Genomic DNA, 14,669 nt, shown 5'->3' with positions numbered 1-14,669 from the left:
GCCCATGGACACCTCTCCCCTCATCACCGCCCCCGCCGGAACCTTCCGTGGCCTCCTCGACCGCGGGGTCCGGTCGTGGCGCGGCATCCGCTTCGCCGTCGCCCCCACGGGCGAGCGTCGTTGGCGCGATCCCCTGGCGGCCCCGGATGCCGAGGGAGAGGTGGATGCCACAGCCTTCGGGCCCGTGTGCCCTCAGCCCACGAACCCCGCCATGCCGCTCGGTGAGGGCACCGTCCAGAACGAGGACTGCCTGTCGCTGAACGTCTGGGCTCCAGGCGACGACGCGGCCCCGCGTCCGGTCATGGTGTGGCTGCACGGTGGCGCGTACACCTTCGGGTCGTCGCGCCAGCCGATGTACGACGCCACAACGATGGTCGACACCGGCGACGTGATCGTGGTCACGGTCAACTACCGCCTCGGCGCGCTCGGGTTCCTCGACCTCTCGGGCGCGGTGCCGGGGGCCGGCTTCGACGGGAACCTCGCCCTCAAGGACGTGCTGCTCGCCCTGCGCTGGGTGCAGCGCAACATCTCGGCGTTCGGCGGCGACCCCGCGCGGGTGACCGTGTTCGGCGAGTCCGCGGGCGGCGGACTGGTCACGACGCTGCTGGCGACGCCGTCGGCGCGCGGGCTGTTCTCCCGGGCGATCGCCGAATCGTCGCCGGTCTCCAGCGTCTACGGCCGCGAGCGTGCGACCCGGGTCGCGGAGCAGTTCCTCGATGCGCTGGGCGTCGATGCCGCCGATCCGGCTGCATTGCGCGACGCTCCCGTCGACGCGGTCGTCGCCGCAGGCTGGACGGTGTACTCGGCGGTTCCCGTGACCGATCCGGGCACGCTCGCGTTCGCCCCCGTCGTCGACGGCGACCTCCTGCCCGAGGCGCCCATCACGGTGCTGCGCCAGGGCCGCGGCATCCCCGTGCCCCTGATCATCGGCACGAACAAGGACGAGGCCTCGCTGTTCTCGTACATGAAGTCGCCGCTGATCCCCATCACGGGCGACCGGATCGACAAGATGTTCGCCGACATGGCGGAACAGAACCCCGGCGTCGAACTGCCCAGCCGCGAGCAGGTCCTCGCCGCCTACGAGCACGTGCGCCACCGCGCGGTGGGGCTCGGCGTCGCGCGCGACATCGGATTCCGCCTGCCGACGCTCTGGGCGGCGGAGGGACACGCCACCGCGGCCCCGGTGTGGCTCTACCGCTTCGATCACGCCTCGCCGTTCCTGCGCCTGATCGGCCTGGGCGCCACGCACGCGGCGGAGCTGCCCTACGTGTGGGGCAACCTCGTCAGCGGCCCGAAGGACCCGACGTTCCGATTGGGCGGCAAGCGGGTCGCGGAGCTGATCTCGGCCCGCATGCAGGCGCGGTGGATCGCCTTCGCCCGGGGAGACGAGCCCGCGGCGCCGGACGCGCCCGTGTGGCCGGCCTTCACGACCGCGGGCGCCGACGCGCGCGCGACGCTCGTGATCGACCGCCACGACCAGGTCGTCGCCGATCTCGACGGCGATCTCCGCCGCGCGTGGGGCGACGAGGTGCTGACCTTCCGCTAGCACCGAGTCGGCCGAGGCGCCTCGGCTGGCATCCGGGCACCGATCGGGGTAACGCTAGAAGGATGAACGAGAATCCCCCCTCGGCATCCCCCGCTCCCCGGCTCGACGTCGACGACGTCATCATCGTCGACAAGAAACGCGTCCGCACCGCCATCGGCGGCACCGTCGTCGGCAACTTCATGGAGTGGTTCGACTTCGGCATCTACGGCTACCTCGCCGTCACGCTGTCGGTGGTCTTCACCTCCGACCTCCCCGACCCATGGGGCCTGCTGGTCACGCTCCTGGGCTTCGCGATCTCTTTCCTCGTGCGACCGTTCGGCGGCTTCGTCCTCGGCCCGCTCGGCGACCGCATCGGCCGGCAGAAGGTGCTCTTCCTCACGATGGCGATGATGGCCGCGGCCACCGCCCTGATCGGCCTGCTCCCGACCTCCGCGGCCATCGGCCTGTGGGCGATCGTGCCGCTCTACGTGCTCAAGATGGTGCAGGGCTTCTCGACCGGGGGCGAGTACGCCGGTGCGACGACCTACGTCTCGGAGTTCTCGCCCGACCGCACCCGCGGGTTCTGGTCGTCGTTCCTCGACGTCGGGTCGTACATCGGTTTCGCCGCCGGAGCGTCGGCGGTGGCGATCGTCACGGCGATCACGACCTCGATCTCGGGTCCCGACGCCATGGTCGAGTACGGCTGGCGCATCCCGTTCCTGCTCGCGATCCCGCTCGGCATCGTCGCGATCTGGTTCCGTCTGCGCATCCCCGAGACGCCGTCCTTCGAGCAGACGAGCGCGGTCGACGAGCGCGACGCCGACGATCCGCTGGCTCGCCAGGGTCTCGGCGGAATCGTTCGGCACCACTGGCGTGCGCTGCTGATCGGCATCGCGCTGGTGGCCGCCACGAACACGGCGGGCTATGCGTTGACGAGCTACATGCCCGTCTACCTCGAAGAGGAGGTCGGGGTGTCGAACCTCACGGCCGCCGTCGCGACGGTTCCCGTGCTCGTGGTGATGTCGGCGGCCCTCCCCTTCATCGGACGCCTGAGCGACCGCATCGGACGCAAGCCCGTGTACGCGATCGCCGCGGGCTCCGCGCTCGTCCTGCTCGTGCCGGCGTTCCTCATCATGCAGATCGGCGAGATGTGGGCCGTGATGGTCGCCCTCTGCATGGCGGCCGTCCCGGTGGCGTTCTACGTGGCGATCTCGGCATCCGCCCTTCCGGCGCTCTTCCCGACCGCCTCGCGCTTCGGGGCGATGGCGGTGGCCTACAACGTCGCCGTCTCGCTCTTCGGCGGCACGACACCGCTCATCAGCCAGGCCCTCATCGCCGCGACCGGCAACACCCTCATGCCGGCGTTCTACATCATGCTCTTCGCGGCGCTGGGCCTCGTCGCCCTCCTCGCGATGCGTGAGACGGCGAAGCGCCCGCTGCTCGGGTCGGTCCCCGCGGTCGAGACGCCCGCCGAGGCCGCTGCCCTCGTGGAGCGGCAGGATTCCGATCCCCTCATCGACACCTCGACGATGCCGCTTTCCGTACGCCGGTCATGACGCGGAGGATCGTGGATGCCGGACCCCTGGCATCCACGGTCCTTCCGCCGTACGCCCCGAGGCGTGCGGGCCGTGTCTCAGCGCCGTGTCTCAGCGCCGTGGCTCAGCGCCGTGTCTCAGCGCCGCCGGCTCGTACCGAAGAGACCGCGGATCACATCGGTCACGATGCTCTTCGTCGCCCCTCGCCCCAGCACGTCGTCGAGCGGTGAGGTGGGCGCACTCGAGCGCCGACGTGGCGCCGCGGTGCTCTTGAGGATCCGCTCGTACTCGCGCTGCGCCTTCTTCTGCGCCTCGGCGTTCGCCCTGTCGATCGCGGCTTTCTGCTTCGCGTACTCGGCGGCGTCGGCGGCGTCCTTCTTCGCCTTCTCCGCCGCGGCGCGGGCGTCGGCAGCGGCCTGCATCCGAGCCCCGAGGATCTCGCGGGCCGACTCCGGATCGATCGGGGTGCCGTAGGTGGCGAAGAGGGGGGATGCCGTGACCGCGGCCGCCATGGTCTCGGCGGGGATGGGCGACATCGAGGCGCGCGGGGCGAACAGACGGGTCCACGCGACCGGGGTCGGCGCACCGCGCTCGCTCATGACCGTGATGACGGCCTCGCCGGTGCCGAGTTCCTGCAGGACACGCTCGAGGTCGTAGCCCGAGTCGGGATAGGTCCGCACCGACGCCCGCAGGGCCTTCACGTCGTCGGGGGTGAACGCGCGCAACGCGTGCTGCACACGGGAGCCGAGCTGCGCCAGCACGTCGGCCGGTACGTCCTTGGGGGTCTGCGTCACGAAGAACACGCCGACGCCCTTGGACCGGATGAGTCGCACCGTCTGGGTGATCGCCGCGAGGAACGCCTTCGAGGCGTCGCGGAACAGCAGGTGCGCCTCGTCGAAGAAGAACACGAGCTTCGGCTTGTCGAGGTCGCCGACCTCGGGGAGCACCTCGTACAGCTCGGCGAGCAGGTACATCAGGAACGTCGAGTACAGCTCGGGCCGGGACGCGACGTTCGGCACCTCGAGCAGGCTCACGATGCCGGCGCCGTCGGGCGCGGTGCGCAGGAAGACCGCGACGTCGAGCTCGGGCTCGCCGAAGAATGTGTCGGCTCCTGCGGCGGCGAAGGCGACGAGTTCGCGCAGGATCACCCCGGCCGTCGCGGCGGAGAGACCGCCGATGCCCTTGAGCTCGTCCTTCCCCTCGTCGCTGGTGAGGAAGGTGAGCACCGCGCGGAGGTCGGGCAGGTCGACGAGGGCCAAGCCCTTCTCGTCGGCGTAGTGGAAGACGAGTCCGAGGCTCGATTCCTGCGTCGCGTTGAGGCCGAGCACGCGGCTGAGCAGCAGCGGGCCGAACCCCGAGACCGACGCCCGCACGGGAATCCCCGAGGCGGTGTCGTCGCCCAGCGCGAAGAACTCGGCGGGGTACGACCGCGGCGACCAGTCCTGTCCGAGCGCCGCCGTGCGCGCGGTGAGCTTGTCGCTGGACACACCCGGAGCGGCGATCCCCGACAGGTCGCCCTTGATGTCGGCGGCGAAGACCGGCACGCCGTGGGCGGAGAGCTGCTCGGCGAGCAGCTGCAGCGTGCGCGTCTTGCCCGTTCCGGTGGCGCCCGCGACGAGTCCGTGGCGGTTGGTCATCGCGAGCGGGATCCGGACGGGGACGGATGCCACCGGCCCACCGTTCATGAGCACGCCGAGGTCGAGAGCAGCGGCGTCCGAGGCGTAGCCGGCGGCGATTGCGGCGACCTCGGCGTCGGTGAGGGGGGTCGGGGCTTGGGGTGCGGATGCCGGCGGTGCCGGAGTTTGCGGGGTCGGGGCCTCGGAGGCCGAGGCGTCCGCGACCTCGCCGCCGACGACCGGCGGCCCGTCCGTTCCCTCCGCCGAGGGGGAAGCCCCATCTCCCCCGCTCGCCGCCGCGCGCGCCCGCGCCGCAGCAGCTTCCGCCTCGGCGAGATCGGCCCGCGCCCGCGCGAGCCGCACCTCCGCCTCCGCGGCCTCGGCCACCGCGCGCAGGCGCGCGACCTCGGGATCGTCGGAGGGACCGGCGGACGACGCTCCGTTGTCGCTCATGGCGGCCAGCCTACGGTGCGCCCGAGATCGTGGCATCCGGTCGTCGCAGGGTCCGTCGGACGGCCAGCCGGTCATCGTCCCGGAGACGCAGGTGGGCGAAGAGCGAGGCGAGGATGAGCGCCATCCCCGCACCCACCAGGGCGCCGCCGAGGGTGTCCGAGAGCCAGTGCGCGTGCAGATAGGTGCGGCTGAACGCCATCGCGATCACCCACGCGACGCCGGCGATCCGCACCCACAGGGCGGGGAAGATCACGACGGCGACCACGGCGACGGTGGCGGCGTTGGCCGTGTGGCCCGAGGGGAAGGACCCGTGATCGGACAGCACGAGGATGTCCTCCGGTCGCGCGCGGCCGAACGTGTGTTTGAGCACCTGCACGATCAGAGCGCTGCCCACGGAGGCCGCGAGGAAGTACAACGCTCCCCAGCGTCGTCCCGCGAGGAACAGCGCCAGAGCCCCGCCCAGCGGAACGACGAACACGGCCACCCAGTGTCCGCCGACGGCATCCATCGCCAACGCGAACGCCAGCAGCGGCGGTGACGGTGCGGCGACGAACAGGTGGTTCCACCACACGTCGATCGCGAACGGCGTCGGCCCGCGGAAGAAGACCCAGGCGCCGAGTCCGCACGCGAGGGCCACGAGCGTCAAGCCGATGACCCCCCGGATGCGCTCGGAGCGCAGGGCGGGGGCGGACTCGTCGGCGGATTCGGCATCCATCGGTTCATGATGCCGTCTCTCGGGTCACCGCGGGAGCTCGGCGCGCGCTCTGCTAGTCTTCTGGGCCCGTTCTCCCGGCGCACCCGGACCCGTCCTCAGGGCGCCTTCGCGCCTGTTCTCAGGGCGCGAGGCGCTCGACCGTGCGGGGACGCACGAGCAGCCAGAGCGCGAGCACGCCGATGACCGCGCAGCCCACCATGACGGATGCCATGGTCGTGGCGGTGATCCCCGCGCCGGCGGACAGCAGCCCGACGACCGGCGAGATGATGCCCGCCACGCCGAAGTTCGCCGCACCGATGATCGACTGCGCCGTACCCGCCGCCTTGCCGTGACGGTCGAGGGCGAGCACCTGCGCGCACGGGAACGTGAAACCGCACGCCGTCATGAAGAAGAACAGCGGGATGACGGTGCCCCACAGCCCGAGGCCCAACTGGTCGGTGAGCACGATCGTCCCACCCGCGAGGACGAGCACGATCGTCGACACCGCGAGCACCCACTGTGGTCCGAAGCGCGCAGCCAGGCGGGAGGCGATCTGCACACCGACCACGACACCGACCGAGTTCACCGCGAACAGCACGCCGTACTGCTGCGCGTTGAAGCCGTAGGTGACCTGGAACAGGAACGAGGATGCCGAAAGGTACGAGAACAGCCCGCTGAAGGCCATCGCGCCGATGATGAGCACGCCGATGAAGACGCGGTCGCGGAACACGCTCGCGTAGCGCTGCCAGACCGTCGTGGTGCCGGGGCCGCTGCGGCGCGCGGGCGGCAGCGTCTCGGGGACGAACAACACCGCCGAGACGAGCATGATCGCTCCGTACACGGCGAGCACGACGAAGATGCCCCGCCAGTTCATCACAAGCAGCAGCGCCGACCCGGCGAGGGGTGCGAGCACAGGGGCGACGCCCGAGACCATCGCCATGCGCGACAGCATGACGACGAGGCGACGTCCCCCGAAGAGATCGCGGATGATCGCCGCGGCCACGACGCCTCCCGCGGCGGCTCCGGCCCCCATCAGCACCCGCGCGACCGAGAGGGTCTCGAGCGTGGGGGCGAGCGCGGCGAAGACGCTCGCCGCCACGTGCAACGCCGTGACCGACAGCAGCGGCAGACGTCGACCGACCTTGTCACTCAGGGGGCCGACGATCAGCTGGCCGAGCGCGAAACCGATCATCGTTCCGGTGAGGGTGAGCTGGATCGCGGCGGCGCTCGTCTGGAAATCCGCCTCCAGCACGGGGAACGCCGGGAGGTAGAGGTCGATCGTAAACGGGCCGAGCGCCGTCAACGCGCCGAGCACGATGATGTACAGCACGCGGCGGGAGGCGGAGATCGCATCGCCCGGGTGCAGCACGATCGGCGCCGTGGCGGGGTTCTTGCCGAGGGTGCGGATGGCGCCGGTCGGTGAGCGGTCAGGCGCGGAGGTCGGGGGGACGACGGGGAGAGAAGCAGTATCGAGCACGCGTCAATTCGTTTCGCAACACAGACAGCCCGAACGAGTCGGGCCGAAAAAAAGATGGGGGATCATCGAACCTCGAATCGATTCGACATCGTCATACTATCGCGCGGTCCGTGCATCCCACCATCCCGGTATGCGGGTTCCTCCCAGGCCGACGCCGTATTCATCCGCATAGGCTGGACGAATCGGCCCGAGCCGACGTGTCCCGCCCCGAAGAGAGACGAACACCGCACATGACGCCTCCCCCTGAAAAACGCAGCAGCGGAAACCCGGCGAAGCAGTCCCAGATCGACCTCACGGTCAAGCAGCAGCGCGAGCAGAAGCGGCAGGCGAAGCTCGCCGAGTACCAGAAAGAGCTCGCGCGTCGTAAGCGCGGCAAGCTCGTGTGGTGGGTCGTCGGATCGACGGCCGCCCTCGCCGTCGTCGGTGTCGTCGTGGCCTCCTTCGTCTTCGCCCCCGCTCCCCCGACGAGCTACCAGGCGGGGAACAGCACGGGCCGCGTGATCGAGGGCGTGCAGACCTTCGAGAACCGCTCCGACCACGTGCAGGGTGCCGTCACGTACGAGCAGACCCCTCCGGCCGGTGGCCCCCACAACCCGTATTGGCTGAACTGCGGCGTCTACACCGAGCCGCAGCAGAACGAGAACGCCGTGCACTCCCTCGAGCACGGGGCGATCTGGATCACCTACAACCCCGACGAGGTCGATCAGGCCGGCATCGACGCGCTCAAGGCGGTCATGCCGTCGAGCTACGCGATCCTCTCGCCGTACCCCGGCCTCGACACCCCCGTCGCGGTGAGCGGCTGGAACCACCAGCTGAAGGTCGACTCCCCCACCGACCCGCGGATCGGCGAGTTCTTCACCGAGTACTGGCGGAGCCAGAACGTGCCCGAGCCGAACGCCTCGTGCTCCGGCGCGATCGATGGGCCGGGCAAGGCCTGACATGACCGACGACGCTCCGGTCGCACGCCCCGCGGTCCGGTGGATCGTGGTCGCGGTCGTCACCGTCGCCATCGTGGCCGTGGCCTTCGCGATCGGACGCTTCACGGCGTTCGGCGCGACGGCCGCGCCCACGTATCCCTCCACGACCTCGGCCGACGCCGGCTTCGCCCGCGACATGCAGGTGCACCACACCCAGGCGGTGCAGATGGCGATGGAGATCTACCGCAAGACGGACGACGACGAACTGCGCACGCTCTCGTACGACATCGCCACGGCTCAGTCGGGCCAGCGCGGTGAGATGTACGGCTGGCTGGTGCAGTGGGGGCTCCCGCAATCGTCCCCGCAGCCGCTGATGACCTGGATGCAGGCGTCCGGCGCACACAGCCACGGCGACACCTCCGCCCTCACGCAGGACGAGTTGCTGTCGCAGATGGGAATGGCGACGGATGCCGAGCTCGACCAGCTCCGCACCCTCGAGGGCCAGCCCGCCGACTGCCTGTTCCTCTCCCTGATGATCCGCCATCACCAGGGCGCGATCCCCATGGCAGAGGCGGTCATCGAGCTGGGCGACCAGCCGCGCGTGGCAGAGGTCGCGCGAGCGATCATCACCGGCCAGTCGGCCGAGATCGACGCGATGCGCGACATCCAGTCCCGCCTCGCCTGCACCGCCTGACCCGCGCGCCGCCCCGCGCGGTCCGGGCTGGGCCGGGCGCGGGGCCGGGCCGGGTCGGGCGCGGGGCGGGGCCGTCCATAAACGCGATCCACTCACAGAAACGCGAGCACACCGTGTTTCCGCGCGCGAATCGCGTTTATGCGTGAACGCAGCCACCCGCCCCGGGGCCACCACCCGGCGCACACTGCCCGGCATCCCTCATCCCGCACCGGCTCCGCGGCATCCGCCATAAACGCCATCTGCTCACAGAAACGCGAGCACCCCGTGTTTCCGCGCGCGAATCGCGTTTATGCGTGAACGCAGCCCCCGACCCGGGGCCACCACCCGGCGCACACTGCCCGGCGTCCCTCATCCCGCACCGGCTCCCCTGCGTTCGGCATAAACGCGATCTGCTCACAGAAACACGAGTGCACCGCGTTTCCGCGCGCGAATCGCGTTTATGCGTGGGCGCGACCCTCACACCGCCACCGCACACCCACACCGCACACCCGCACCACACACCCACACCCACACCACACACCCACACCGCACACCCGCCCCGTGTACCGACACCCGCCACCCGCGCACCCGGTAAGCGCCCGTGTGCGCCGCCGCCACCCGCGCAACCGACAAGCGCCCGTGAGCGCACCCGACACAGGAAGGGGCGTGGCACCCCCCAATGGATGCCACGCCCCTCCGGTCGTGCCCGACGTCAGCCCTTCGTGGCTCCGGCGAGGAGGCCGCGGACGAAGAACCGCTGCAGGAGGAAGAACACGATGATCGGCACGAGGATCGAGATGAACGTACCGGCCGACTGCAGGAACCACTGGTCGCCCCAGGTGCCCGACAGCGAGTTCAACGACTGCGTCAACGGCAGCGATGACGACGGCGCGAAGATGGTCGCCACCAGCAGGTCGTTCCACACCCAGATGAACTCGAGCACCGCGAACGACGCGAGCGCGGGAGCCGCGAGCGGGAGGATGATCCGGAAGAACACCTGACCGTGCCCGGCGCCGTCCACACGCGCCGCCTCGATGACCTCGTGCGGGATCTCGGCGATGAAGTTGTGCAGCAGGAAGATCGCCAGCGGCATCGCGAAGATCACGTGCGCGATCCACACGGTCGCGAAGCTGTGCTCCACGCCGCGCAGGTCGAAGCCCGGGAAAATCGTGACCTCGTTGATCGTCAGACCACGCGAGAACAGGCTCAGCAGCGGCACGAGAGCCATCTGCAGCGGCACGATCTGCAGAGCGAAGATGAAGATGAAGAAGAAGTTCCGCCCCTTGAAGTCGATCCACGCGAACGCGTACGCGATGAGCGACGCGATCGCCAGGGCGAACAGCACGACCGGGATCGTGATCGCCAGGGAGTTGAGGAACGACTGCGCGAGGGTCAGCGCCGTGCCACCCGAGGTGAAGGCCAGCCGGTAGTTCTCCAGCGTGAAGCTGGGGTCGGTGAACACCGTCCACCACCCGGTCGACTGGGTGTCGGATCCGGGCCGGAACGACGTCACGAACAGGCCGAACGTCGGGATGGTCCAGAAGAAGGCGATCACGACGGCCGCGATCGTCGCGCCCTTGGACGTGAGGCGCTTGCGCGCCATGGCCTCGTGCTTGCGCGTGTCGCGGGCGACCTGACGAGCGCTCCGCCCGTCGGACGTCGGCTCGAGAACGACGGTCGAGGTGGTCATCGCAGTTCCCTCTGCTTCCGGATCTGGCGCACGTTGAAGATGATCAGCGGCAGCACGAAGACGAACAGCACGACCGCCAGGGCCGCGGAGTGCCCGTAGCTCTGGAACCGCTGCTGCTGGTTGACCATCTCGAACGCGAGGACGGTCGAGTCATTGCGACCACCTGTCATGACGGCGACGATGTCGTAGATCTTCAGCGCGCCGATGGCGATCGTGGTGAGCACCACGATGAGCGAAGAGCGGATGCCGGGAACGGTGACGTTGATGAACCGCTCCCACGCGCTCGCCCCGTCGAGTTCGGCGGCCTCCATCTGCTCCGGCGGCACGGCCTTGATCGCGGCCGAGAGGATGACCATAGCGAGACCGGTCTGGCTCCAGATGAACACCACGACGAGGAGAAGGGTGTTGACCAGGGGCGTCGCGGCGAGCCATGAGACGGGTTGCCCACCGAAGGCGGTGACGATGGCGTTCAGGATGCCGATCTGGTCGCCCTGACGGAAGTCGTAGACGAACTTCCAGATGATGCCGGCACCGACGAACGAGATCGCGAAAGGCATGAAGATGAGCACCTTCAGGTACTTCTCGCCCGCCGCCCGGTCGATGAAGACCGCGTAGGCCAGGCCGATCGCGGTGGCGATCGTCGGGGCGAGCAGCACCCAGATGAGGGTGTTGATGACCGACCAGAAGCCCTCGGGGTTCGTGAAGGTCCAGACGTAGTTGTCGAGTCCGACGAAGTTGTCACCGGTCTTGTCGAAGAACGACTGGAAGAACGTGGTGATGGCCGGGTACACCAGGCCCAGCAGCAGCAGGATGGCGGCCGGAGCCGCGAAGAGGATGAGCTGGAACAGGTAGCCCGCTCCCTGGCGCGAACGGTAGTCGGCGTAGAAGAGGATCGCGCCCAGGAGCACCGCGATGCCGAGCACGTAGATGACCGCGTTCTGATACGGACGCAGGAGCATGAACGCGAGGACCGGGATCGCGAAGCACGCGACGAGCCGCAGCCAGAAGTAGCCCTTTCCGGAGCGCGGCGCGTACTCGATGAGCAGCAGCAGGAGTCCCACGACGGCGCCGAAGACCAGGAGCACGAGGGGGATCTGCACGAGCGGGTTCAGTCCGCCGAGCCAGTTGAAGAAACTGTTGAGCGAGAAGCCCAGCGTCGTGGGCTTCGTCTCGGCCGGGGCCCTCGTGACCATGAAGAGGAAGAGCGCCACCACGAGGATGAGCCCGACCATGACCACGAGGAGCGTGGTCCGGCGCTGTGGCGCGGAGTCTCGCGGCTTTGCCGCCGCTCGCCCCCGCGGCGGAGGCGACGCCGACGGCGTCTTCTCCACGTGTGTGATCTCGGTCATGACGTCCCTCCCGAACACGCCTTCGTGCTCACCGATGAGTGCCCGGGCCATGCCGGGCAGATGAGAAGTATGGACCCGATGGGCCGCCCGCAGCACGGACGACCCATCGGGTGGACCTCAAGAGGTCAGTTGTTGTAGCCGGCCTGGATGTCGCTCAGGACCTGGTCGGTCGGCGTACCGTCGATCCAGCTGACCATGCCCTTCCAGAACGATCCCGAACCGACGGTCGCGGGCATCAGGTCGGATGCGTCGAAACGCAGCGTGGTGTTCGGGTCCTGCAGCGTCTTCATCGCCTCGGTGAGGAATTCGCTGGACGCCAGCGAGGGGTCCGCGCCCTTGTTCGCCGAGATCACGCCGCCGAGCTTGACACGCGCATCCGCGAACTCGGGCGTCGACATGAACTCCACGACCTTCTGCACGTTCGCGTCGTCGGAGAACGCGGTGACGAACTCGCCGCCACCCTCGACCGCGAGCTTGCCCTCGGTCACGCCGGGGAGCAGGAAGGCGTAGACGTCACCGTCGGGAGCGACCTTCACCTCGCCGCCCGAGGCGGTCTTGACCGTCTGGAAGTTCGACGACAGGAACGACGCCTGGTGCGTCATCGGGCAGCTGCCGTCGGCGACCTTGGCGGCCACATCGGCGAAGGCCACCGAGTTGATGCTCTTGACGTCACCGAAACCGGCGTTGACGTACTGCGGGTTCAGCAGGATCTTGCCGGTGGCGTCGAACGCCTCCTTGATCGGCGCGTCGGTGAACTTGACCTCGTTGGCGACCCACTGGTCGTACACGTCGGGTCCGGACTGGCGCAGGACCATGTCCTCGATCCAGTCGGTGCCCGGCCAGCCCGAGGCGTCGCCGGACGCGAAGCCCGCGCACCACGGGGCGGCGCCGGTCTTCTGCTGGATCGTCGCCGTGAGGGTCATGAGCTCGTCGAGCGTCTTCGGGACCTCGACGCCCCACTCCTTGAACTTCGCCGGCGAGTACCAGACGTAGCCCTTGAGGTTGGCGAGCATGGGAGCGGCGTAGAACGTGCCGTCTTCGCTGCCGTAGGACTTCCAGTCCTCGCCCCAGTACTTGTCGACGTTCGACGAGACGGTGTCGGACGCCTTCTGCACGTCACCGGTGCCGATGAGGGTCTTCAGCAGACCCGGCTGCGGGACGATGGCGATGTCGGGGGCGTCTCCACCCGTCACCTTGGTGACGATGTTGCCTTCGAAGCTCTTGTCGCCGGTGTAGACGACCTTGATGCCGGTGTCGGCGGTGAACTTCTCGAACGACTGGTTCAGCAGGTCGGCTTCGCTGCCGGTGATACCGCCGGAGATGCGGACGGTGGTCTCGCCCCCGGAGCTCGTGCCGCCCCCGCTGTCACCCTCGGCGCAGCCTGCGAGTGCGATCGCGCCGACCGCCAGCAGGCCGACGGGGGCCAGCAGGCGATACCGCTGTGACATACCCATGTGGTCTCTCCTCTTCGAGTTCAATGGTGCATCGGATTCTGTCAGGAACCGATTCCAGATCACCGTAGGCGAGAACCAGAAGTTGCGCAACGCCGAAATATTACGAACGCATAACTGGCGAAATCACGCGGCTCTCGGACGATGATCCGCGGGGGAACCGGTTCCATAAAGGGTGAATCTCAGGTAATCTGCTTCGATGTCGACACGGAGGTCGACCGGACACCGAGGAACACACCGATGAGCGGAATCGCCGATGTGGCTCGCCTGGCAGGCGTGTCGAAATCGACGGCGAGTCGTGCGCTGACCGGCGGCGGCTACGTCTCCGACGACACCCGTCGACGCGTCTCGGACGCGGCGTCGGCCCTGGGATACGTGCCGTCCACCAGCGCCGTGAGCCTGGCGACCGGTCGCACGCGTACCATCGCCCTGATCGTCCCCAAGGTGAACAGGTGGTACTTCGGCGCCATCGTCGAGGGCGTCGAACAGACGCTCATCCCCCGCGGATACGACGTCACCCTCTATGTCGCTGAGCCCGGTTCCAACGACCGCGAAAGCCTCTACTCGACGTACCTCGCCCGGAAGCGATTCGACGGAATCATCGCCGTCGCACTCGAGCCCGACGACGCCGACCTGGAGCGCCTGGCCAACATCGGCAAGCCCGTCGTCAGCATCGGCAACGCGCTCTCCGGAGTCCCGACACTCGGCCTCGACAACGTCGCCATCACGCGCATCATCACGCAGCACCTGATCGCGCTGGGACACACCGACATCGCCTTCGTCGGCAGCACTCCCCCGACGGACGCCCCGGCGAAAGACGTCGACGAGCGCTCGATCGGCTACCGAAAGGCGATGAACGACCACGGGCTCGCCGTCCGTATCCGCAGCGTCCCGTCGACGCTGACGATCACCGACGCCTACGCGGCCGCTGCGTCGTTCCTCGCCGACGCGGGGTCACGTCCGACCGGTGTCGTGGCCGCGTGCGACGAGGTCGCGATCGGAGTCATCATCGCCGCACGCCGCATGGGCATCTCGGTCCCGACCGAGCTCAGCGTGGTCGGCATCGACGGCCACGACTACGCCGAGATGTTCTCCCTCACCACCGTCGAGCAGTATCCCCTCGACCAGGGGGTCGAAGCGACGCGACTGCTCCTGTCGATGATCGAGGGCACCGACGAACCAGCCCGACGCACCGAGGCGGTCACACGCCTGGTCGTGCGCGCCTCCACGGCTCCTCCGCGGAGCGCGTGACAGAGCAGGGCCCCGGATGCCGTGGCATCCGGGGCCCT

Annotated in this window: 11 protein-coding genes; 5 read left to right on the top strand and 6 right to left on the bottom strand. The window is 69.0% G+C overall.

Annotated features, from left to right (window positions below; genetic code table 11):
• The first annotated feature begins 4 nt into the window (after positions 1-4).
• On the top strand, positions 5-1,546 hold the full coding sequence (locus ACMW4R_RS16670) for a carboxylesterase/lipase family protein (protein WP_418300464.1): 1,542 nt from the start codon (positions 5-7) through the stop codon (positions 1,544-1,546).
• Between the two features lie 62 nt (positions 1,547-1,608).
• A complete protein-coding gene (locus tag ACMW4R_RS16665; protein ID WP_058597775.1) occupies positions 1,609-3,081 on the top strand; it encodes an MFS transporter in 1,473 nt (490 codons plus the stop codon).
• Positions 3,082-3,197: 116 nt separating this feature from the next.
• Here the strand turns inward: ACMW4R_RS16665 and ACMW4R_RS16660 are convergent, their stop codons facing one another.
• The 3 genes from ACMW4R_RS16660 to ACMW4R_RS16650 form a co-directional block, all read right to left on the bottom strand.
• Complete coding sequence (locus tag ACMW4R_RS16660; protein ID WP_418300463.1) at positions 3,198-5,129, bottom strand: helicase HerA-like domain-containing protein; 1,932 nt, start codon at positions 5,127-5,129, stop codon at positions 3,198-3,200.
• Positions 5,130-5,139: 10 nt separating this feature from the next.
• Positions 5,140-5,844 (bottom strand): phosphatase PAP2 family protein, encoded by a 705-nt coding sequence (locus ACMW4R_RS16655; protein WP_418300462.1) that lies wholly within the window; start codon positions 5,842-5,844, stop codon positions 5,140-5,142.
• A 118-nt stretch (positions 5,845-5,962) separates the two neighbouring features.
• Positions 5,963-7,300, bottom strand: a complete 1,338-nt coding sequence (locus ACMW4R_RS16650; protein ID WP_193751306.1) for a multidrug effflux MFS transporter — start codon at positions 7,298-7,300, stop codon at positions 5,963-5,965.
• 230 nt (positions 7,301-7,530) lie between these two features.
• Here ACMW4R_RS16650 and ACMW4R_RS16645 point away from each other — a divergent pair, with 230 nt between their 5' ends.
• Together ACMW4R_RS16645 and ACMW4R_RS16640 are read left to right on the top strand one after the other, a co-directional pair.
• On the top strand, positions 7,531-8,238 hold the full coding sequence (locus tag ACMW4R_RS16645) for a DUF3105 domain-containing protein (protein WP_058597772.1): 708 nt from the start codon (positions 7,531-7,533) through the stop codon (positions 8,236-8,238).
• A 1-nt stretch (position 8,239) separates the two neighbouring features.
• Positions 8,240-8,911, top strand: a complete 672-nt coding sequence (locus tag ACMW4R_RS16640; protein ID WP_418300461.1) for a DUF305 domain-containing protein — start codon at positions 8,240-8,242, stop codon at positions 8,909-8,911.
• A gap of 691 nt (positions 8,912-9,602) precedes the next feature.
• On the opposite strand, the gene ACMW4R_RS16635 is transcribed toward ACMW4R_RS16640, so the two are convergent.
• The 3 genes from ACMW4R_RS16635 to ACMW4R_RS16625 all read right to left on the bottom strand — a co-directional run bounded on the left by ACMW4R_RS16635 (position 9,603) and on the right by ACMW4R_RS16625 (position 13,383).
• A complete protein-coding gene (locus ACMW4R_RS16635) occupies positions 9,603-10,580 on the bottom strand; it encodes a carbohydrate ABC transporter permease (RefSeq protein WP_058595393.1) in 978 nt (325 codons plus the stop codon).
• Complete coding sequence (locus tag ACMW4R_RS16630) at positions 10,577-11,929, bottom strand: carbohydrate ABC transporter permease (protein WP_081317225.1); 1,353 nt, start codon at positions 11,927-11,929, stop codon at positions 10,577-10,579. Before ACMW4R_RS16630 ends, ACMW4R_RS16635 begins: the two co-directional genes overlap by 4 nt.
• A gap of 125 nt (positions 11,930-12,054) precedes the next feature.
• Positions 12,055-13,383: an ABC transporter substrate-binding protein gene (locus tag ACMW4R_RS16625; RefSeq protein WP_058595392.1), complete on the bottom strand. Its 1,329-nt coding sequence runs from the start codon at positions 13,381-13,383 to the stop codon at positions 12,055-12,057.
• A gap of 237 nt (positions 13,384-13,620) precedes the next feature.
• Between ACMW4R_RS16625 and ACMW4R_RS16620 the strand changes: the two genes are divergently transcribed.
• Entirely contained in the window at positions 13,621-14,631 is a 1,011-nt protein-coding gene (locus tag ACMW4R_RS16620) for a LacI family DNA-binding transcriptional regulator (RefSeq protein ID WP_058595391.1), read from the top strand.
• Positions 14,632-14,669 lie beyond the last annotated feature (38 nt).

Source organism: Microbacterium sp. S1037, from assembly GCF_048381605.1.
Lineage (GTDB): Bacteria > Actinomycetota > Actinomycetes > Actinomycetales > Microbacteriaceae > Microbacterium > Microbacterium testaceum_B.
Note: the sequence above shows the minus strand (reverse complement) of the source record. Positions and strands in the feature narration are given on the sequence as shown.

Excerpts from the sequence above, each read along its gene's own strand:
- ACMW4R_RS16670 (WP_418300464.1), top strand. The coding sequence starts at position 5 with ATGGACACCTCTCCCCTCATCACCGCCCCCGCCGGAACCTTCCGTGGC.
- ACMW4R_RS16665 (WP_058597775.1), top strand. The coding sequence starts at position 1,609 with ATGAACGAGAATCCCCCCTCGGCATCCCCCGCTCCCCGGCTCGACGTC.
- ACMW4R_RS16660 (WP_418300463.1), bottom strand. The coding sequence starts at position 5,129 with ATGAGCGACAACGGAGCGTCGTCCGCCGGTCCCTCCGACGATCCCGAG.
- ACMW4R_RS16655 (WP_418300462.1), bottom strand. The coding sequence starts at position 5,844 with ATGGATGCCGAATCCGCCGACGAGTCCGCCCCCGCCCTGCGCTCCGAG.
- ACMW4R_RS16645 (WP_058597772.1), top strand. The coding sequence starts at position 7,531 with ATGACGCCTCCCCCTGAAAAACGCAGCAGCGGAAACCCGGCGAAGCAG.
- ACMW4R_RS16640 (WP_418300461.1), top strand. The coding sequence starts at position 8,240 with ATGACCGACGACGCTCCGGTCGCACGCCCCGCGGTCCGGTGGATCGTG.
- ACMW4R_RS16635 (WP_058595393.1), bottom strand. The coding sequence starts at position 10,580 with ATGACCACCTCGACCGTCGTTCTCGAGCCGACGTCCGACGGGCGGAGC.
- ACMW4R_RS16630 (WP_081317225.1), bottom strand. The coding sequence starts at position 11,929 with ATGACCGAGATCACACACGTGGAGAAGACGCCGTCGGCGTCGCCTCCG.
- ACMW4R_RS16625 (WP_058595392.1), bottom strand. The coding sequence starts at position 13,383 with ATGGGTATGTCACAGCGGTATCGCCTGCTGGCCCCCGTCGGCCTGCTG.
- ACMW4R_RS16620 (WP_058595391.1), top strand. The coding sequence starts at position 13,621 with ATGAGCGGAATCGCCGATGTGGCTCGCCTGGCAGGCGTGTCGAAATCG.